Source organism: Hymenobacter siberiensis (assembly GCF_018967865.2).
Classification (GTDB): Bacteria; Bacteroidota; Bacteroidia; order Cytophagales; family Hymenobacteraceae; genus Hymenobacter; species Hymenobacter siberiensis.
The window spans coordinates 339860-359310 of sequence record NZ_JAHLZY020000001.1 but is presented as its reverse complement, the minus strand read 5'-3'; the positions used below and the strand labels follow the sequence as shown (position 1 = coordinate 359310).

General features: G+C 57.5%; 15 protein-coding genes. 3 read left to right on the top strand and 12 right to left on the bottom strand.

Features of this window, described 5'->3' with window-relative positions:
* Window positions 1–76 precede the first annotated feature (76 nt).
* The 5 genes from atpF to KQ659_RS01495 form a co-directional block, all read right to left on the bottom strand.
* Entirely contained in the window at window positions 77–577 is a 501-nt protein-coding gene (gene atpF, locus KQ659_RS01515; RefSeq protein ID WP_216679115.1) for a F0F1 ATP synthase subunit B, read from the bottom strand.
* A 136-nt stretch (window positions 578–713) separates the two neighbouring features.
* Window positions 714–983, bottom strand: coding sequence for an ATP synthase F0 subunit C (gene atpE / locus KQ659_RS01510; RefSeq protein WP_216679116.1), 270 nt, complete (start codon window positions 981–983; stop codon window positions 714–716).
* A 123-nt stretch (window positions 984–1106) separates the two neighbouring features.
* Window positions 1107–2171: a F0F1 ATP synthase subunit A gene (gene atpB / locus KQ659_RS01505; protein WP_216679117.1), complete on the bottom strand. Its 1065-nt coding sequence runs from the start codon at window positions 2169–2171 to the stop codon at window positions 1107–1109.
* Window positions 2172–2210: 39 nt separating this feature from the next.
* Window positions 2211–2615, bottom strand: coding sequence for a hypothetical protein (locus tag KQ659_RS01500; protein WP_216679118.1), 405 nt, complete (start codon window positions 2613–2615; stop codon window positions 2211–2213).
* Window positions 2616–2754: 139 nt separating this feature from the next.
* On the bottom strand, window positions 2755–2988 hold the full coding sequence (locus tag KQ659_RS01495) for an AtpZ/AtpI family protein (protein ID WP_216679119.1): 234 nt from the start codon (window positions 2986–2988) through the stop codon (window positions 2755–2757).
* Between the two features lie 172 nt (window positions 2989–3160).
* Here KQ659_RS01495 and porW point away from each other — a divergent pair, with 172 nt between their 5' ends.
* The 3 genes from porW to uvrC all read left to right on the top strand — a co-directional run bounded on the left by porW (window position 3161) and on the right by uvrC (window position 11242).
* On the top strand, window positions 3161–6592 hold the full coding sequence (porW, locus tag KQ659_RS01490) for a type IX secretion system periplasmic lipoprotein PorW/SprE (protein ID WP_216690405.1): 3432 nt from the start codon (window positions 3161–3163) through the stop codon (window positions 6590–6592).
* A 241-nt stretch (window positions 6593–6833) separates the two neighbouring features.
* On the top strand, window positions 6834–9173 hold the full coding sequence (locus KQ659_RS01485; RefSeq protein WP_317197801.1) for a penicillin-binding protein 1A: 2340 nt from the start codon (window positions 6834–6836) through the stop codon (window positions 9171–9173).
* Between the two features lie 227 nt (window positions 9174–9400).
* The gene (gene uvrC, locus KQ659_RS01480) at window positions 9401–11242 is read left to right on the top strand and encodes an excinuclease ABC subunit UvrC (RefSeq protein WP_216679121.1); all 1842 of its coding nucleotides are present in this window, start codon (window positions 9401–9403) and stop codon (window positions 11240–11242) included.
* Between the two features lie 106 nt (window positions 11243–11348).
* Here uvrC and porN read toward each other — a convergent pair whose 3' ends face one another.
* The 7 genes from porN to KQ659_RS01445 form a co-directional block, all read right to left on the bottom strand.
* On the bottom strand, window positions 11349–12323 hold the full coding sequence (porN, locus tag KQ659_RS01475) for a type IX secretion system ring subunit PorN/GldN (RefSeq protein ID WP_216679122.1): 975 nt from the start codon (window positions 12321–12323) through the stop codon (window positions 11349–11351).
* 58 nt (window positions 12324–12381) lie between these two features.
* Window positions 12382–13983: a type IX secretion system motor protein PorM/GldM gene (gene porM / locus KQ659_RS01470; protein WP_216679123.1), complete on the bottom strand. Its 1602-nt coding sequence runs from the start codon at window positions 13981–13983 to the stop codon at window positions 12382–12384.
* A 52-nt stretch (window positions 13984–14035) separates the two neighbouring features.
* Window positions 14036–14845 (bottom strand): type IX secretion system motor protein PorL/GldL, encoded by an 810-nt coding sequence (gene porL, locus KQ659_RS01465; protein ID WP_226929798.1) that lies wholly within the window; start codon window positions 14843–14845, stop codon window positions 14036–14038.
* 80 nt (window positions 14846–14925) lie between these two features.
* Entirely contained in the window at window positions 14926–15945 is a 1020-nt protein-coding gene (porK, locus tag KQ659_RS01460; protein WP_168671474.1) for a T9SS ring complex lipoprotein PorK/GldK, read from the bottom strand.
* Between the two features lie 248 nt (window positions 15946–16193).
* Window positions 16194–17192: a PorP/SprF family type IX secretion system membrane protein gene (locus KQ659_RS01455; protein WP_216679124.1), complete on the bottom strand. Its 999-nt coding sequence runs from the start codon at window positions 17190–17192 to the stop codon at window positions 16194–16196.
* 185 nt (window positions 17193–17377) lie between these two features.
* The gene (locus KQ659_RS01450) at window positions 17378–18196 is read right to left on the bottom strand and encodes a uroporphyrinogen-III synthase (RefSeq protein WP_216679125.1); all 819 of its coding nucleotides are present in this window, start codon (window positions 18194–18196) and stop codon (window positions 17378–17380) included.
* 76 nt (window positions 18197–18272) lie between these two features.
* Entirely contained in the window at window positions 18273–19442 is a 1170-nt protein-coding gene (locus KQ659_RS01445) for a DUF4271 domain-containing protein (protein WP_216679126.1), read from the bottom strand.
* Window positions 19443–19451: the final 9 nt, after the last annotated feature.

Sequence of the window (19451 nt, the reverse complement as noted above, 5' to 3'; positions counted from 1 at the left end):
GGTTCGCGCCGCTCGGTAAGCTAAATCTGACGAAAGCAGCCGCGATAAGATGCTTCCTTCGTCAGCATGACAGACATTAGTTAAGATTGACGTCTTTCAGGTAAGAATCGACCAGCTGCGTTTGGGCGGCAGGGTCGGTCAGCTCACGGCGCAGGATGCGCTCGGCAATGTCGAGCGAGAGCTTGGCGGCGGTATTTTTCACCTCGGCCAGGGCTGCGTTTTTCTCCTGCTGGATGGCTTCGCGGGCTTGCTGGATGATGGTGTTGGCTTCGGCGGTGGCGCGGGCCTTTTCGGTTTCGCGGTACTGGTTGGCCATTTGAGCGGCTTCCTGCATCATTCGGTCGCGCTCGAGGCGGGCATCGGTCAGCAACTTCTCGTTGCCGGCTTTCAGCTGCTGCATTTCGATTTTGGCCTGGTCGGCCATGCGCAGAGCACCTTCGATGTTGTCTTCACGCTCTTTGAGGGCGAGCAGAATCGGCTTCCAGGCAAACTTGCCCAGCAGGAACAACACCAGCAGGAAGATGACCAGTTGCCAGAAAATCAGGCCGAGTTCAGGGGATAAAAAAGCGGGCAGCATTGATTGGGTATTTTTTAAAAATGTCAACTAATCAATTAGGCAGATTAGGAGCAGGTAAGCCCGCCGCGCCAACTGCATGTTGCAGCAGCGGGCGGCGGGCTTCCAACTACTTCCGGGCCCAAAGCCCGGCCCGTTACTAAACGAGTTTGGTCCAGATGAGTACGCAGACTACGACTGCGAACAGGCCCAGACCTTCAATCAGCGCGGCGGCGATAATCATTGCCGTCTGGATTTTGCCCGAAGCTTCCGGCTGACGGCCGATAGCATCCATGGCGCTGCCGCCGATGCGACCGATACCCAGGCCAACGCCCAAAGCAACCAGACCTGCACCGATACCGGCACCCATTACTGCCAGACCGGGACCGTAGTTGGCCGCCATGGCTTGCAAAAACAAAGAGAGAAGCATAATAAAAAAGAAAAAGGGGAAAAAGAAAAAGTTCGTCAGTCCCGCGGCGGGGAGGGGGGATTGCCACGGGCTGGCCGAAACAGCCAGTTGGCGGGTGGCGGGCACCCGGCCGGTTAAATCAGATTAGTGGGCAGCGTGGGCCGCTTCCGAGTCGTCGCTGTAGCCTATTTGCATGTCGGCATCGTGATGCTCCTCTACTGCGCCGCCGATGTACATCGAAGTCAGCAAAGTGAAAATGAACGCCTGGAGCAGGGCCACCAGCAATTCGAGCACGTTGATGAACAGGCCGAAAGCCAGCGTCACCGGAGCGACAGCCCACGATTTGAAGATGAACACCAGGCTGATAAAGCTCAGCACCACGATGTGGCCCGCCGTGATGTTGGCGAACAGACGAATCATGAGCGAGAAGGGCTTGGTGAAAATACCAATTACTTCCACGATAATCATGATGGGCAGCAAGGGCTTGGGCACGCCGGGCGTGGCGAAAATGTGCGCCCAGTAGTACTTATTGCTCGAGGCCAGGGTGATAACCAGCGTCATCAGGGCCAAGACCATGGTCACGGCGATGTTGCCGGAGAGGTTGGCCGCGCCGGGCGTGAGGCCGAGCAGGTTGTTGAACCAGATGAAGAAGAACACCGTGAGCAGGTACGGCATGTAGCGCTCGTACTTGGGGCCGATGTTTTTCTTGGCTACTTCGTCGCGGATGAAGACGATGATGGGCTCGAAGAACGACTGGATGCCCTTGGGGGCATGGCCGTGGTTCTTGCGGTAGCCGCTGGCTACGGAGATAAACACCACCAGCATCAGCACGGCGCTGCCGATGAGGCCGGCAACGTTTTTGGTGATGGAGAAGTCGTAGAGCTTGCTGCCATCGGTGCTCACGAGCTTTTCGTGGTCGAGCTTTAGGCCATCATACTCCTTGCCGCTGGCTTCTCCTTCGCCGTTCGAGATTTTCTCGGAGGAGAATATCGAAACCCCTTTGCCGGGGCGGTAGGCGATAATGGGCAGGTAGGTGGTGAAATTGCCGGTATCGGTGGCCAGCCAATGCCACTCGTGCGAATCGCCGATGTGGTGCAAAATCATTTCACCGGGATTGAAGCCTTCGGCTTTTTCGCCCTCGGCAGCGGGTTCGTTAGCAAAAACGGACAGGGAGACGAAGCAGAGGAGAATCGAGAGTAAACGCTTCATTCAAAGTTAATTAATGACTAATTCCGGGCTAACGCACTATCATTGCGTTACTTGCTTTCCTGAAATCGGCCGCAAGTTACTCAAAGTAGCCCAGATTTCAAACCCGGCCCACGAAAAGTACAGGATAAAGAAGGCTCCGAGGAAGGTCCAGATGCCCCTCGGCTCGCGGGCAATGCCGCCGGCCAGCAGCCAAGTAACAAGGCCCAGCGACACCAGCAGCCGGACCGTCATGCCGATGAGGTAGCCCGTGCCGAGGTTATCGGGCGAGCGGGCCACAAGGCGCGCCGTGAGGGTGTAGGCGAAGTACGTGAGCGCGGCCATGACGGCAAAAATGAGCCCAGTGCGCGGGTGCACTACGGCCGCGCCGTAGAGGCGTTGCAGGACGTAGATGGGCAGTCCCAGCGCGGCGGTGAAGAGCAGAAACTGACGCAGGAACTTGGACATAGACATAGATTGGGGCTGATACGACGTCATGCCGAGCGTAGCCGAGGCCTCTCGCGTGCCCCCACTAATCTTTCAACGATTGAGTTGCTATTGCACGCGAGAGGCCTCGGCTGCGCTCGGCATGACGGTGGGTTCGTACTTAAAGCGATTCTTTGGTGAGGCTGCGGATAACCTGAAACACGGCCAGGAACACGCCCAGCAGCAGCAGCCCAATGGTGAGCCAGGGCTGGGTGTGCAAACGGCCGTCGAGCCAGGTGCCCAGCCAAGCACTGCCCCCGATGATGGCCAGCATCTGGAAGGCCAGGCCGGAGTATTTCATGACGGCCTGCAGGCGGTTGGTGCCGGCGGGCTGCGGGTCGGGCGGGGTGGACATGGGCGGTGAGGGAGAGACGGCTGGCAAAGTTACGGCGCGGGCGGGGCTACGTTTGCCCGGGGAAAAACGTAATTTTACCCGTGCGGCTTCGTTATCTGGCAGAGCCGTCGAACATTTCCGGCTGCTTTGGGCGTTCCGGCTGCTCCGGGCCGTCCTTTCCCTTGCTTTGATTTTGACACATTATTCGCTGACATATCGCTGGGCCGCGCTGCTCGCCTTCCTACTGGGCGTGGGAGCGGCGGGCTGCGCATCGGACAAAAACCTGGTGGCTCACGCCTTCAACAACGTGGCCGCCCGCGACAACGCCTACTTCCTGGCCCGCGTGAAGCTGCAGACGGCCGAGGACAAGATGTACGCGGCCCGCGTGAACGACTACAACCAGACGCTGCCGCTGTTCCCGACGCTGGACAGCGCCAGCGTGAAGGCCAACCGCGCCGATTTGAACGATATTATCAAGAAGGCATCGATGCCGATTCAGAACCGGCCGGGCTCGGACTGGACCGATGATGCCTACATACTGGTGGGCTGGGCGCGCTTCTATCTGATGCAGTTTGACGATGCTGGCCAGACGTTTAAGTACGTAAACTCGACCGGCAAGGACGCCAATGCCAAGCACGAAGCGCTGATTGGACTGATGCGGACCTTCGTGGCGCAGGGCGAGCTGGAAAGCGCCAAAGCGGTATCGGACTTGCTGGACAAGGAAAAGGGCCTGCCGCAGGATGCGCGCCAGCTATTTCTGACGCGGGCCGACTACTACATCCGCACGGAGGAACCGGCCAAGGCCATTCCGGAGCTGGAAAAGGCTATTCCGCTGATTGAGTTTAAGAACGAGCAGTCGCGCACGCGCTACATTCTGGCGCAGCTGTACCAGGATGCCGGCGAGAATAAAAAGGCCTACGAGCAGCTCGACCAGATTATCGCTCGCAACCCGCCGTACGAGCTGGATTTCCAGGCCAAGCTGATGCTGCCGCAGGTATCGGACCTGAGCGCGACCGACCGAGTGAAGCTGAACAAGAACTTTGTCAACCTGCTGAAAGACACAAAGAACAAGGACTACCGCGACAAGATATACTATGAGATGGCGCGGCTGAACTACCGCGAAAAGAAATACCCGGAGGCGCTGAAACTGCTGCGGCAATCTATTAAAGCCACCACCACCAGCCGCCTCCAGAAAAGCTATACCTACTTGCTGGCTGGGCGCATATACTACGAAAACCTGCAGAAGTACCGCCTCGCGGCGGCCTACTACGACAGCACGGTGCAGAACCTGAACAAGGAAGCCAAAACCTACGCCGCCATCAAGGAGCGCAGCGGCATCCTGAAGGATTTTGCCAAACAGTACACCATTATCGAAACGCAGGACAGCTTGCAGGCGCTGGCCCGCCTGGCACCCGATGCCCTGAACCAGCAGCTCGTTGCCTACGCCGAGGCTGAGCTGGCAGCCCAGAAAGTGGCCGCCGACCGCTTGGCGGCTCAGCAAAAGAAACAGGCGGCCGCCGCCGAGTTTGCCGGCCGCACCAGTTCCAGCAGCAGTGGCCTGGGCAGCAACCTGCCCGGTGGCGCACCCAGCGCCGACCCGCTGTCATTCGACCCGACGGCGGTGGCTTCGGGTGCGCAGTGGTACTTCGACAACCCCGCCACGCTGGGCACGGCCCGCGCCGACTTTCTGCGCAAATGGCAGAACCGACCATTGCAGGACAACTGGCGCACCAGCCGCACGGGCAGCAGCTCGACCAACAACATCGCCAATGGTGGTGCGCCCATCTCCATCACCGGCAACGGCAGCACGCTGGTGAATGGCGGCCGGTCCGACTCGGCGGCCGTGGCCGCCGCCGCCGCCAACCCCAACGCAGCCAAGGATGCCCTGGTAGCGCAGTACCGCAAGGATATTCCCACCACGCCCACCCAGCTGGCGGCTTCCGATACGCAGATAGAATGCGCGCTGTACGAGTTGGGCGGCATCTACAAAGAGCAGCTGAAGGAGCGTGAAAAGGGCTTCGAAACCTACGAGAAGCAGGTGACCCGCTACGTGCGCGGTGAACATGCCCCCGATGCCTACTACCTGCTATACCTCTACTACAAAGACAAGCCCGACGCGGCCAAAACTGCCCAATACGCGGCGGCGCTGCAGCGCGAGTTCCCGAAGTCACTCTACGCCAAGCTGATTGCCGACCCGCTGTACCGCGAGCACGAGCTGGCCCTGCACAACGCCGTGGCCAGTCGCGTCGATTCGGCCTTCACGTATTACAAGAACCAGGAGTTCCGCAAGGCCACGACCGTACTGGCGCGCACCGAGCAGCAATACCCCAAAAGTGACCTCAACGACCGGGTGGCCTACCTGAAAACGCTGCTGGTGATTCGAACCCAGCCGCCGCTCACGGCCCGCTCCTCGGTGGAGAAATTCTACAAGGATTTCCCGGAAAGCCCCCTGGTGCCGCAGGCCCAGGCGCTGGCCGCCACCTATCAGAAGAAGGACGATGGCCAGATTGCCGGCGCGCTGGCTTCCACCGAAAAGCCCGTGGTGTCCATCTTCCGCCCCGGCGAAATTGATAACCGAATGCGCATTGTGTATCGCGAAGGGGATAGCCCGGCCAAAGCCCTGGGTCCGACTACGCCAGCCCCGGCCCCAGCAGCGCCGGCCCCTGCCACGCCCGCACCGGATGCGATGCGGGCCATGCCCCGGCGCTCGGCGGCTGATATCCGGCAAGAAGCGAAGAGCGCGGCCGAAGCCACAGGCTCAACTATGCCCCCCTCAACGGCGGCCTTGGGTACTGCTCCGGCTACCAACGCGGCCCTCACGCCGGTAGCGGCACCAGTTGCGGCAGATCCGGTGCGGAAAGGTCGGCCCACGCGCAAGCAACTGGCCGATGAAGCGGCGGCGAAAAAAGCAGCCGCAGCAGCAGCTTCGGCGGCGGACACTTTGCCGGCTGCTACGGGTGGCAGCCCCACTCCTACCGCACCAACGGCCGCACCACTTCCCTCTGCCGCTACCAACGGTGCCCCGACGGCAACTACCCCCACAACGGCGGCCCCGGTCCGCAAGGGCCGGCCCACCCGCAAGCAGCTGGCCGACGAGGCTACCGCGAAAGCGGCCACTGCCAAAGCGGCGGCGGCAGCGGGTGTTACCCCCGGCACTACGGCTCCTGCACCGGGCACCCCAACTCCCGCAACGACGGCTCCGGCAGCTATGCCCACGCCCGTAGCCGGGGCCAGTACGGCTTCGTCGGCCCCGGCCGTGGCCTACACCACCCAGCTAAACAGTCCGCACACGGTGGTGCTGGTGTTTCCGAAAGACTCGCCCGCTACCACGGGGCTGGCGACTCAGCTGGCTACTTACAACAGTCGTTTTTTCAAGGCGAATAACCTCACGGTTGAATCGGTGCCGCTGGGAGCCGACCAGGAGTTAGTGGTGGTGAAAGCGCTGCCGTGGGCCAAAATAGCCCAGAGCTACGCCACCAAGCTGCGCGGGCCGCAGTCGCCACTGGGCAAGCTGCACGGCGCGGGCTATCAGACGCTCGTCATTAGCCCCGAAAATCTGGCTTTGCTCCAGATTAGCGGCGATTTGGCGGGGTATTTGACCTTCTACCAGCGCGTGTATAAATGAGTTAAAAGTTAGGGGCTATGAGTTACGAGTTGGCATTCGGACCTTTGCACTGTGGTTAGGCCGGCCTAAGTTTTAACGCTAGGACTTACGCACTTCAAAAGCTGTGTAACCTGAAAATCAACGACTTGTATTCAAGACGTATATTTGTTATATTGCTGTTTTTCAGCTGGTTGGTGTTTCAACTGCATAAGTCCTAAACTCTTAACCTTTAACTTTTAACCCCTAACTCTTAACTCCCTCAATGCCCAATACCCCTCCTGCCCGTCGTCCCAAGCCCCAACCTTTGAAACCGGTTCGTTCGGGGCGATTTACGGCGTTTGTGCGCACCATGTGGCTGCTGTTTGGCGTGGGTGTAGTGGGGCTGGCGCTGTTTGTGCTGGCCGTGAGCGGCAACTTCCTGGACCTGTTCGGGCGCATGCCCAACCTCAAAAGCCTCGAAAACCCGCGCTCGGAGCTGGCCTCCGAGATTTATTCGGCCGATGGTATACTGCTGGGCAAATACTTCCGCGAGAACCGCACGCCCGTCGATTTCAAAGAGCTGCCCCAGAACCTGATTGACGCCCTCATCGCCACCGAGGACGTGCGTTTCGAGCAGCACTCGGGCATTGATGCCAAGAGCGTGCTACGGGCCGTAACCGGTGTGCTCACCTTCTCGCACAACGGCGGCGGCTCCACGCTCACGCAGCAGGTGGCCAAGGTGCTGTTTCGCACCCGGGGCGACCTCAACGACGGCACCCTGAACGGCACCGGCAAGCTCGGCCTGCTCATCACCAAAACGAAAGAATGGATTCTGGCCATCCGGCTGGAGCGCAACTACACGAAGCGCGAAATCATCCGGATGTACTTCAACACCGTGGAATACGGTTCCAACGCCTTCGGCATCAACACGGCAGCCAAGACGTTCTTCAACAAGTCGCCCAAAAACCTGAGCACGCCCGAGGCCGCCACGCTAGTGGGCATCGTGAACGCACCGGGCCGCTTCAGCCCCGTGGTGCACCCCGACCGCTCGCGCAAGCGCCGCAACTGGGTGCTGCGCCAGATGGCTAAGTCGAACTACATCACCACCACCGAACTGGCCCAGGACACAGCCAAGGCCATTGTGCTGCACTACTCCGTGGAGAACCCCAGCAAGGGCCTGGCCCCCTATTTCCGGGCCGAGGTGGTGAAATCGCTGCTAAGCTGGGCCAAGGAAACCGACCACGACCTGTACGCCGACGGCCTGAAAATCTACACTACCATTGACTCGCGCATGCAACAGCACGCCGAGCAGTCGCTGGCCGAACACATGACGCTCCAGCAGAAGTGGTTTTCGGCCCACTGGAAGGGCCAGCTGCCCTGGCGCGACGAAAACGGCAAAATCATCCCCAACTTCCTGGTGAACTCCATGCGCCGCACCCAGCGCTACAAGTCGCTGATGGCCCAGTACGACGGCAACCGCGACTCGGTGAACTACTACCTGCATAAGAAGTACAAGATGCAGGTATTCTCCTGGCAGGGCGAGAAGGAGATGCTGATGTCGCCCTACGACTCGCTCGAGTACTACAAGCGCTACCTGCAGGCCGGCTTCATGGCCATGAACCCGCTCAACGGCCAGATTAAGGCCTGGGTGGGCGGCCCCAACTACAAGTTCTTCAAGTTCGACCACGTGCGGCAGGGCAAGCGCCAGCCCGGCTCCACGTTCAAACCCATCGTGTATGTGGCGGCCATCGACCAGGGCTACTCGCCCTGCTACCCGCGCCCCGACGTGGCCACCACCTTCCCCGCCGTGGCGGGCCGGGCGGCCTACACGCCCCACAACTTCGAGGGCAATTTCTCGGGCCGCACCTTCACCCTGCGCCAGGCGCTGGCCCGGTCCATGAACTCTATCACAGCCTGGCTGGTGATGAAGCTCACCCCCGAAACCATCGCCGCCTACGCCAAGCGCCTCGGCATTACCTCGCCGGTCGATGCTGTGCCATCGATGGGCTTCGGCACCTCCGATTGCAGCATTTTTGAGTTGTGCGGTGTTTATTCCACCTTCGTAAACAAGGGCGTTTACACCACTCCCATCATGGTGACCCGTATCGAGGACAAGAATGGCAACGTGCTGCGCGAGTTCGTGCCCCGCACCCGGGAAGTGCTCAGCGAAGAAACGGCCTACATCATGACCAACATGCTGCAGGCCAGCACCACCGAGCCCGGCGGCACCAGCACCATCCTGCACACCGGCTTCAAGTTTCCATATGAAATCGGGGCCAAAACCGGCACCACCAGCAACTACTCCGATGCCTGGTTCATGGGCATCACCCCCGACCTGGTGTGCGGCATGTGGGTGGGCGGCGAAGACCGCAGCATCCACTTCCGCACCGGCACCTACGGCCAAGGTGCCCGCGAGGCCCTGCCGCTCTACGGCCTATTCATGCAGAAAGTGTACAAGGACAAGCGAATCAGCATCAACACCGGCCCCTTCCCCAAGCCCGCCACCCCGCTCAGCATCGAAATCGACTGCTCGAAATACTACGGCGGCCAGCGCGACACCATTCCCGCAGACCAGAAAATGCAGGTGCCCGACGCCGGCGACCTGGACGATAAGGACATATAAATCACAGATTACCGCTGATTAACCGTGATTTCGCTGATTCTTTTAGCTGAATCACGCAAGCGGCGGTTTTATAAGGAATGGCCGGCGACTTTTGCCGGTCATTTTTTGTTATCGATGACACCTCTTTGCCCTCCAAGGGGACTCCTTTTTAGCGCCCCACCTCCCTCCTTCCCAACACGCCGGCTGAATCAGCGTAATCACGGTTAATCAGCGACAATCTGCGATTTATGGCAGCCAACCCCGAACTGCAAGCCCAAATTTCCGCCCTGCCCCACAAGCCCGGCGTGTACAAGTATTTTGATGATGAGGGCATCATCTACGTGGGCAAGGCCATCGACCTGCGCAAGCGCGTGAGCAGCTACTTCACCAAGCAGGACCACAACAAGAAAACCCAGCAGCTGGTCCGCAACATCAAGCGCCTGGAGTTTACCATCGTCGACAGTGAATCCGATGCCTTCCTGCTCGAAAACAACCTCATCAAGCAGCACCAACCTAAGTACAACATCCTGCTGAAGGACGGCAAAACCTACCCCTTCCTGTGCCTCACCAACGAGCGGTTCCCCCGCCTCATTCCCACGCGCAATAAGATTAACGACGGCTCGCGCTACTACGGCCCCTACGCCAACGGCACTGCCCTCAACGTGCTGTTGGAGCTCATCCGGGCCCTCTACCCGCTCCGCACCTGCAACTACAACCTCAGCGCCGCCAACGTCGAAGCCGGCAAGTTCAAGCCCTGCCTGGAGCTGCAAATCGGCAACTGTAACGCGCCCTGCGTCGCCCGCGAAGAAGAGGCCACCTACAACACCTACATCCAGCAAATCCGCAACATCCTCAACGGCGACCTGCGCATCCCCAAGCAGTACTTCCGCGAGCGTATGAGCGCCGCCGCCCAGGACATGCAGTACGAGCTGGCCCACCAGTTCAAGGTCAAGCTCGATAAGCTCGAAGCCTTCCAGGCCAAGTCCACCATCGTGAGCGACACGCTCACTAACATCGACGTCTTCGCTATCGCCAGCAACGAGAAAGCGGGCTTTATCACGTATCTGAAGGTGATGAACGGCAGCATCATCCTCACGCAGTCGCTGGAAGTCACCAAAAAGCTCGATGAGGAGGATGCCGAAATCCTCGCCCCGCTCATCATGCAGCTGCGTCAGGAGTTCGAAAGTGAGTCGAAGGAAATCCTCACCAATGTGGCTGTCGAACTCCCGCTGCCCGGCGTGAACCTCGCCGTGCCCCAAATCGGCGACAAGCGCAAGCTACTTGAACTGGCCATCAAAAACGTGCTCTACGCCCGCAAGGAAAAGGAAAGCATGAATGAGAAGAGCAAGGACAGCAACGAGGTGCGAATCATGGAAACCATCAAAAAGGACCTGCGCCTTACCGAGCTTCCTAAGCACATCGAGTGCTTCGACAACTCCAACTTCCAGGGCGATAACCCGGTGGCCGCCATGGTCTGCTTCCGCAACTCCAAGCCCAGCAAGCGCGATTACCGCCACTACCACATCAAAACCGTCATCGGCCCCAACGACTTCGACTCCATGTACGAAGTCGTTTCCCGCCGCTACCGTCGCCTGGTGGACGAAGGCGCCAGCCTCCCGCAGCTCGTTATCGTCGACGGCGGCAAGGGCCAGTTGAGCATGGCCGTCAAGGCCCTGAAAGACCTCAACCTCTGGGGCCAGATTGCCATCATCGGCATCGCCAAGCGCCTCGAAGAAATCTACGTCCCCAACGACCCGCTGCCCATCTACATCGACAAGCGGAGCGAGTCCCTCCGCCTCTTCCAGCGCATGCGCGACGAAGTACACCGCTTCGGCATCACTTTCCACCGCTCCCTTCGCGACGCCGGCACCCTCAAAACCGAGCTCACCGACGTCAAAGGCCTCGGCCCCGTCACCGCCGAAAAACTCCTCAACAAGTTCAAGTCCGTCAAGAAAATCCGCGAGCTCACCGAAGCCGAGTTAATCGCCGAAGTAGGCAAGTCCAAAGCCCGAATCCTCCAAACCTACCTCGCCGAAAACGAAGCCCCCGCCCACCCCATGCCCCCCCGCCAGCTTCCCAAACCAGCCTAACCATCTAAACAGAAAAAGCCCTCGCATCACTGCAAGGGCTTTTTCTGTTTTTACCGAATCGACTACAAAATCCGTGTAATCCGAATAATCCGAGCTAATCCGTGATTTAGAAGGACCACAGGTTATACTCGTACTCTACCAAGTCAGCGGCCGTCTGCTGAGCAGCCAGGATGCCTTGCTGAGCGCCACCGTAGATGTCGTCCAAACGGCTGTCGCCAGCGTTCGACACCTTGGTGATGTACGAGTTAAACAACCACAGCTCAAACGCATCAGCAAGGTTCTTGTGCTGCGCATCATTCTCGGCGTTGAACCAGATGGCATTCTGCGGATTGTTGCGGAACACCTTCACCAGGTCGCTGTACTTGAAGTAGCCAATGGGCTTCTCAATGCCCGACGTGTTGGCGGGCAGCGTCGAAGGAACAAAAAGACCAATGGACTTAATGTCGTGATACATCCGCGACCGTTTCTTGTCGAAAATCATATCCTCCTTCAACTCCATCTCATACAGGTCTTTGTACCGGTATTCGTTGGCCGGAGGAGCTGGCTTGGCCACCGGAGCAACTGCTATGGTTTCGTAAATGGTCTTGCCCTTTTTATCCTTCATCGGCTTGCCATTTGCACCGATTTTAGGCTGGCGAACCGTTTTAGCCGTGCTCTTGGATGTCTTTTTAGGAGCACCCCAATCATCACCGCCACCACCCAGGTCAGACTGGCTAAAGCCAGCTGCTTTTTCCTCGTCGCTCAATTTCACTGCCTCATCGGCATATGACATATTGGACGAGATTTCCTGCGGGTTGAGCGTAGACGTCAGCGAATCATTTTTGTATGCCTGCAATTCGCCCCGCTTCACTGCCTCCAGAATCACCCGGCTGATTTCTTTGCCTTCGGAAAACATCGGCTTATTCTGCTTCTCACGCAGGTCTACCTGCCGCCAGATGCTCTTACGAAACATTTGGTCCGATAGCGGAATCGGCCGGTGCGAGCCGGTGCTGCTCGCCGTAGTGGCCTGCTCCTGCGCCGAAACCGACAGCGAAAGCGACAGGCCCACCGCGATAGCGGCCAAGGTGTGAATGGATTTCATAACGGGCAAAAGCAAATTGATTGTAAGATAGTTCGCTAACGTAACTACGGTGTAGATATTATAGCAACGGGATATTGAACTGTTTCGAAACGCTTACCGGCTCAACACTGCCCTGGAAGGTCTGGCGCTGCACTTCTTTCACTTCGATGTACAGACGGTCGCCGTCACGATAGGCATTCACCACATCGCTCAGGTCAGCCTGCGGGCCGCTCACGGTCTTCGTCGGCAAAGCCGGACGACGGCCACGTACCAGCGTCACTTCGTAGCGCGACACGCGGAACTTCGCATCGTCGGGCAGGAAGGTAGCAAAGCCAGCATCCGGGATAGCGCGCAGGTTCAGCGAGCGCACAGCCGTACCGGGGGTACCCTGCTTCTCGTTGGCCTGACGGCCGCCCACCCAGCACTCAATGGTGGGCTTAGGAATAGGACGCACCTGGAAAGTCTGCGAGCCAATGGCATTACCACCGCTGCTAACATTCAGGGTTACTTCTCTTGCGCTGGGGACCAGCGTTACGTCACCAGTCTTGGCACCCTGGATTGCCGAAGCACCCGAAGCCGAGAAGCTAGGCTTATACTGAGCACCCAAAGCGGGCACCGAAACGTTCAGCTTGTTGCCGCACTTGAAGTACAGCGCCTGCACCGAAGCCGACTGAATCTGCATCACCGGCTTGGTGATGGTATAAGGCACTTTCACTATGAAAGTAGTATCGCGGTTATTCTGGTTGAATTTAATCCGACCTTCCCACGAAGCCTTGGCATTACCGGAAGCATCGAAGCCACCCGGACGGGCAGTGAACTCTACTTTGCCGTGGCCATCGGCACCTACTGCGAGCGGGCTGCCGTTCAGCGTCATCTTCTGCTGAAGGCCGGTGGCCGAAGCAGTCAGGAACAGCTCGGCTTTGTACTTGGTGCCGGCAGCCACCGTGTTCGACTCTGCGCTGGCAAAAGCACCGATTTTGTCGAACGAGATGATGGTAGCACCTACTTTCTTCGCCTGCTCCGACAGGGCATCAGCTTCCAGCTTCAGCACAGCGGTTTCCTTTTGCGACAGTACTGCCAGGGCAGCTACCAGCGGCGTATTCTCAAAGTTCAGCTCAGCAAAATCCTTGTTGCGCTGCTCCATGGTCGTATGCTCCTTGGAGTTGATGATACGCGAATCCTCTTTGCCGTCCAGTGCCAGCGGAGTTGCATCCGGCACGTAGGTTTTGATGAAGGTCGAGTAGCTGTTCAACTCCGCTTTCAGCGGGTATGCCAGGCCATTCTTTTTGCCGCCCAGCATGATTGGCATCACTTTGTTGTTGGCGTCCGGGTCTTTAAAGTCGGGAGCGCCCTTAACGTTGCCCGTGCCAGCAATGAGTTTGTCGCGAACGTCCTGCAGATAGGCAATCATTGCCTTCGTCTTGGTCCGGATTTCCTCGCTTTGCTTCAGCACCGTCACATCGCTAGCGAGGTTGTGGTTCTTGTCCACAGCAGCCTGAATACCTTTCACGGTATTATCGGCCGCCATGTTGGTTTTGCCATTGACGTCAATCAAGCTGTCGTCGATGAACTTGAACTTCAGCAGAATCGCTGAGTTCACTTGGAGCGCCAGAAGAGCGGTCAGCACGAGGTACATCATGCCAATCATCTTCTGCCGCGGGGTTTCTTTTCCGCCTGCCATTATCTGTTTCCGCTAAAATTGGATGAGAACTATCTGATGCGCTGGTTGGTGCTTAGGCCTGGGCCGGGGCACGCATGGCGTTCAGCATGTTGCCGTACACCCGGTTCAGCGATGTCAGGTTGCCCGTCAGGTCGGCTACTTGCTTCTGGAACTGCTCGGTGTCTTTGCCGGCCTGCGTCATGTTCTCCATGGCGTGGCTGAGCGTACCGTAGAACTGGTTCATGGACTTCAGGTGCGTGTTGGCATCCTGCAATTCCATTTCGTACACGGCATTCAGCGCGCCAAGATTTTTGGTCACGTTCTGCACCTGCATGTGGTACTCTTTGGCGTCCGAAGTAGCATTCGACATGGCCGAAATAGCTTCTACCGTGTTACCATAAGCCACGTTGATTTTATCAAGCGAATCGGCAGCCGAACGCACTTTCTTGGTGTACTCGTCGGTCACGTTAGCGGCTTCGCCCAGTTGCGACATCTGCGAAGTGGTGGTGCTGAGGCGGTTCAGGCCCTGACCCAAGCTGGTGAGCGCCTCCGGCGTTACGTTAGCGTTTTTCAGCATATCATCTAGCTTCATCGTCAAGCCTTTGGCATCGCTAGCCCCACCTACCTGGCGGCTGCTAGTCGAAGGGTCATAGCCGTCGTTCAACTCCGGGTACACCAGTGCCCAATCGGGCTCGTGGGCGGCAGGCTGGAATGCGCTAAGGAAAAAGATAACTGCCTCCGTACCCAAGCCAACAATCAACATTTCATCAGCACCTTTCCAGTGCTCAATTTTGAACAATGCACCAATAATTACAACTGCTGCACCAATGCCGTAGATTTTGGGCATCAGCGTATCGTAGAGAAAACTTTTTTGGGCTGCCATGAGGATAAACGGTTGAAAGAGGTTGAAGAGGTGTTGGAAGGGGGAGGGTGGTTGATAGCTGGCGTTAGCCGTTTGAAACTTTAGTTGAGGGAGCTATTCGTACCCATCCCGATTTGAATCATCGAGCACCGGAAACCGATGTAGGAGCGAGCCGAATCCTGGTATTCAAAATTGCGGGTACCGGTTTCGAGGAAGTACGCAATGTCTTTCCACGAACCGCCACGCACCACTTTGCGGGGCTCGTTATCGTCCGGGTTGGTAGGGTTCAAGTCCCAAACCACCGGCACCGAAGCCTCCATGTAGGCGTCATCGCACCACTCCGAGACGTTGCCGGCCATATCGTACAGGCCAAAATCGTTGGGGAAGAACGAGCCAACTTCCGCAGTGTAGGCAAAGCCGTCGGAAGCATAATCGCCACGGCCGGGCTTAAAGTTGGCCAGCATGCAGCCCTTGCTGTTGCGCAGGTAAGGACCACCCCAAGGGTAAGTAGCCAAGTCGCGGCCGCCACGAGCGGCGTACTCCCACTCAGCCTCGGAAGGCAAACGGAAGTTCGGGTCGTTGGCCGAGCCGGTTTCTTCGCGGGCGGCGTTGCGGAACTTGGTACGCCAGTTGCAGAAATACTTAGCGGCAAACCAATCGACGCCAACCACCGGATAGTCGTCGAATGCCGGGTGGGTGTAGTAGTACTCCAGCAGCGGGTCGCCCATGTGGTAGGTGAAGTCGCGCACCCACACCGTGGTATCGGGGTAGAGCTCGGTCATCACGTACTCTTCGCCCAGTACATCCAGAGAGTCCTGTTTGATGGCATCGACGAACTGGCGGTACTCGTTGTTGGTAATCTCTGTTTCGTCCATGTAAAAGCCGGCGATAGTCACCTGCTTGTTCATGTTGACCATCGAAGCGGAAATATCCTGGTCGGTCTGGCCCATGTGGAACGTGCCTCCTGGGCAGGGGACCATTCCAAATGGCACTTCCTGAGGATTAAAGAACGGACGGTCCTCGGAGCCAACCAGGTCACCCGTAGGGCCTTTGCCAAATCCACACCCGCCTAATAATGCCCCGGAAATAGCGAAAAGGGATATTGCTAGAAGCTTGTTCATGAGAGTTAGAAATTCTGTTTAATTGCCAATACCGCTAAAGTACATTTGGATGGGCAGGCAAATCTACACTTTTTTAGGTCGCGGTGCAATACCTGTCTTTCTTAAAAGAAGACCAAATTGAGGGTAAACACGCTGAATAGCGTAAATAAATCGGTTAATCCGTTTTATTGTTTGCGAGGCCGACTAAATTTTATCCTAACTGAATAGGACAATGCTCATCCTGAGTACAAGATAAGAAAATAGGAGAATTAGAAGCTATAACGAGGCGTGCGAATGGCTGGTCGGGTATTAATCGTCGCTTTGGGCAAGCGGTAGGAGAGCATAATTTCGTGCGAGCTGAACGCCCGGGCATCCTGGTTAAAGGCAATGAAGTCGAACGCATAGCCCAGACGCACAGCATTGTCCTTTGCAAAGCTTAAGCCAAGAAGTCCTGAAACGGATTCTTCGGTGCGATAGTTGGCACCAATCCAATACTTATCATCGATTGTGGCACGAACGCCACCTTCGAAAGAGTAGTTCTTAGAGTTGTTAAATTTACTGGAGCTGGAGAAATCACCCGGCAATACCGCTTTCGCGAGAATCATCGGCGTTACGATAACGGAAGAGGATGCCTCAATATTGTAGCCGGCCGTGAAATAAGCGTGATTCTCCGCGATGTACTTGCTGGGCGTACCGGCGGCACCGGCACTTTTGAAGGAGTACTCCGAACGCAGTAAGTTATTGACACTGATACCGGCGTAGAACTTTGGAGCTTCGTACCAGATGCCCGCACCGGCATCGAACTTGCTGTCGGAGGCGCCGCTGGGCACGTTCACGTCGTTTTGGTCGATGGCTATATAAGTGCCTTTGCTTAGGTACGTATAAATGCCCTGGATGCCAAAGCCCAGCTTACCCGAACCCAGCTTGACGTGCTGCGAGTAGGAAAGGGCGGTATTGGTCATTTTCGACTGGCCTACCTGGTCGTAGTACACGGCCAGGCCTACCCCACCGTTGAGGGCCAGAACGGGCAGCGAAACCGTAATCATGCCCGTGCGCGGCGAGCCGTTGTTGCCGTCGAAAGTACCGTTGTAGTTGTAGTACTGGTAGCGGCCGATGAGGTTGACCTCCCCCTGGCCTTTAATACCGGCGTAGGCCGGATTTAAATACATGCCATTCAAGCCGTAATGCGTGAACTGGGGCTGCTGTTGGGCAAGCGCCGAGCCAGCCGCAGCCGTGAGCAGCAGAGTAACGAGTAACGTTCCTTTCATAAGGCGGGGTGGTGATGGTGAAAGAAGAGGGCGGTGGGTGTGCGAAATAGTGCTGGGTGGGCACAATATAGAAGTACAGCTTCCAAATGTAAGGGAAAAACCGGCGCTAAAAAATTCGGCCAAAAAAACCGGCGCAAGGGTGGGTTGCGCCGGTTCTCAGTTGCTTACGGAAACTATCCGTTGGATTAGGGGTTTTTAGCGTTGGCTTTTCCGACATCGGTTTGGGCATGCAATCGGATGTAGGCTTCGATGGCACCGGTCATGGAAGGAGCATTGGGATGGGGCGCCTCAATGTCGAGAATAAGGCCGGCATCGACCACGGCTTTAGCCGTGGTGGGGCCGAAGGCGGCAATGCGGGTACCGTCCTGAACGAAATCGGGAAAGTTGATGAAGAGCGAGCTGATGCCGGAAGGGCTAAAGAACGCAATGCAGTCGTATTTCACGTCGGACAGGTCGGACAGGTCGCTGGCGACGGTACGGTAGATGACGGCTTCCGAAAACTTGAGATTGTTGGCCCGCATGAACACCGGCAGGTCATCCTTGCGGATGTCGGAGCAGGGATACAGGAACTTCTCGCCCTTGTGCTTCTTGATGACGTCGAACAAGTCAGCCGCCGTACGCTCGCCCACAAACAGCTTGCGCTTGCGAAGGACGATGTATTTCTGAAGGTAGTTGGCGGTCTGCTCAGAAATACAGAAATATTTCATTTCTGCGGGCATTTCGAGCTTGGCTTCCTGACAAATCCGGAAGAAGTGGTCGACGGCGTTGCGACTCGTGAAAATCACGGCCGTGTATTCCAGAATATTGATTTTATCCCGACGAAAATCCTTATAGGATACGGGTTGCACATCAATAAATTCCCGAAAATCCACTTGAATACCGTATTTCTCGGCAATGGCGAAGTAGGGGGAAACGTCGTTGGTGGGCTTGGGCTGGGTAACCAGAATGCTGCTTATGCGCTTGGCATGCCGGCCTGTACCCGGCTTATCTGCACTATCGGCCATACAGGTAGGAAAGGGTAATGCTTAGGACAATAAAGAGAGACGAAAGAGCTGAACGAAACTGCCTGTTCAAGGATAATCAGTACGTAAAAACAATAAGTTTAAGTAAAACCAATAAAGGTAATACTTCAGTAGCACAAAGATAAGCAAACAAATGTAGATTCAGGAGGGAGGTGTGGTGGTGCAGGGTGCGGGCCACCCGCAGCACCGTACCGACCAGCAAAATGCCAATGGCCGCGCTGGCCGTCCAGGCTACGGCATTGGGCCAGTTGCCATTGAGGCTGAGGTAGAGCAGCAGCACCAGCGGCAGAAACAAACCGGCCAATAAGGTGGTGCGCAGGAACTCGCGGTACTGAATATCGGCCAAAGGCTCCAGGCCAAATATGTAGCCCATTATCTTTACATACAGGTACTTACCAAAAACAAAGGTGGTAATAACCGCCGTGTAGAGCAGCACCCGGGCCACGATGGCCGTTTCGGGCACGTCGAAGAAGCGGCGGAGCAGGGGGAGGTTTTGCAGGTCGGTGTGGATGGCGGTGAGCAGCAGCGCAAACGACAGCGAAAAGAGCAGTACCAACAATAAGTTGAGCAGCGAAAAGGCCGGCTTGGCCAGAAAGGTCTGCTGGTCGCTGCTGCCGTTGAATAGCTCATCGAGCTGAAAAATACGCGCCATGCCGGGTTGGTAGGTGGTGCGAACGGCCCCGTAAGACAGGCCCAGCACCAAGAGAAAGCCCAGGTAAACGTTTTGCCCCTGGGGGCCGCGCAGGCGAGGCTGGGCCTGGCCGATACGGGCTTTGGCCAATGGGCTGGTATCGGCATGGGCGTTGCTCACTCCTGAAAACGAGGCCAGAGCCGGGTAGCCATCGGGCTGCCACACGGCGAGCAGGTGCTTGCCGGAAGGGAGCGTGGCCGGCAACAGCCGGGCCAGGTCCAACGAATAGTTGCCAGCTGTGCGGGCCGTGAATACCAGCTGATTATCAACAAACAGGCTGAGGCCGCGCAGGGCTGCGAAGGACAGCGGAAAAGGCTGCGTATGGCTGACGCGCACCCACTGATAGTAGGCATGGGCCGGCTGGTGGTAGCCGGGCAGGTAGAAAATCAGCCGGTTGCGGCCGGCATCGTGGAGGAGCCAGTCGGCGGAGAGAGACGTTGGGGAGGCCGGGGGCAGCTGGTAGTACTCGCTGGCACACGCCGGGCCGGGCCGGGCCACGAGCGCCAGCCACAAACCGATGGCGAGCAGCCACCGCATACGCCACAA

What these genes read in the sequence shown, in the direction of transcription:
- uvrC (WP_216679121.1), top strand. Translation starts at nt 9,401, where the DNA reads ATGGCAGCCAACCCCGAACTGCAAGCCCAAATTTCCGCCCTGCCCCAC.
- porN (WP_216679122.1), bottom strand. Translation starts at nt 12,323, where the DNA reads ATGAAATCCATTCACACCTTGGCCGCTATCGCGGTGGGCCTGTCGCTT.
- atpB (WP_216679117.1), bottom strand. Translation starts at nt 2,171, where the DNA reads ATGAAGCGTTTACTCTCGATTCTCCTCTGCTTCGTCTCCCTGTCCGTT.
- porL (WP_226929798.1), bottom strand. Translation starts at nt 14,845, where the DNA reads ATGGCAGCCCAAAAAAGTTTTCTCTACGATACGCTGATGCCCAAAATC.
- KQ659_RS01450 (WP_216679125.1), bottom strand. Translation starts at nt 18,196, where the DNA reads ATGGCCGATAGTGCAGATAAGCCGGGTACAGGCCGGCATGCCAAGCGC.
- KQ659_RS01445 (WP_216679126.1), bottom strand. Translation starts at nt 19,442, where the DNA reads ATGCGGTGGCTGCTCGCCATCGGTTTGTGGCTGGCGCTCGTGGCCCGG.
- KQ659_RS01500 (WP_216679118.1), bottom strand. Translation starts at nt 2,615, where the DNA reads ATGTCCAAGTTCCTGCGTCAGTTTCTGCTCTTCACCGCCGCGCTGGGA.
- KQ659_RS01495 (WP_216679119.1), bottom strand. Translation starts at nt 2,988, where the DNA reads ATGTCCACCCCGCCCGACCCGCAGCCCGCCGGCACCAACCGCCTGCAG.
- porK (WP_168671474.1), bottom strand. Translation starts at nt 15,945, where the DNA reads ATGAACAAGCTTCTAGCAATATCCCTTTTCGCTATTTCCGGGGCATTA.
- atpF (WP_216679115.1), bottom strand. Translation starts at nt 577, where the DNA reads ATGCTGCCCGCTTTTTTATCCCCTGAACTCGGCCTGATTTTCTGGCAA.
- KQ659_RS01455 (WP_216679124.1), bottom strand. Translation starts at nt 17,192, where the DNA reads ATGAAAGGAACGTTACTCGTTACTCTGCTGCTCACGGCTGCGGCTGGC.
- porM (WP_216679123.1), bottom strand. Translation starts at nt 13,983, where the DNA reads ATGGCAGGCGGAAAAGAAACCCCGCGGCAGAAGATGATTGGCATGATG.
- atpE (WP_216679116.1), bottom strand. Translation starts at nt 983, where the DNA reads ATGCTTCTCTCTTTGTTTTTGCAAGCCATGGCGGCCAACTACGGTCCC.
- KQ659_RS01485 (WP_317197801.1), top strand. Translation starts at nt 6,834, where the DNA reads ATGCCCAATACCCCTCCTGCCCGTCGTCCCAAGCCCCAACCTTTGAAA.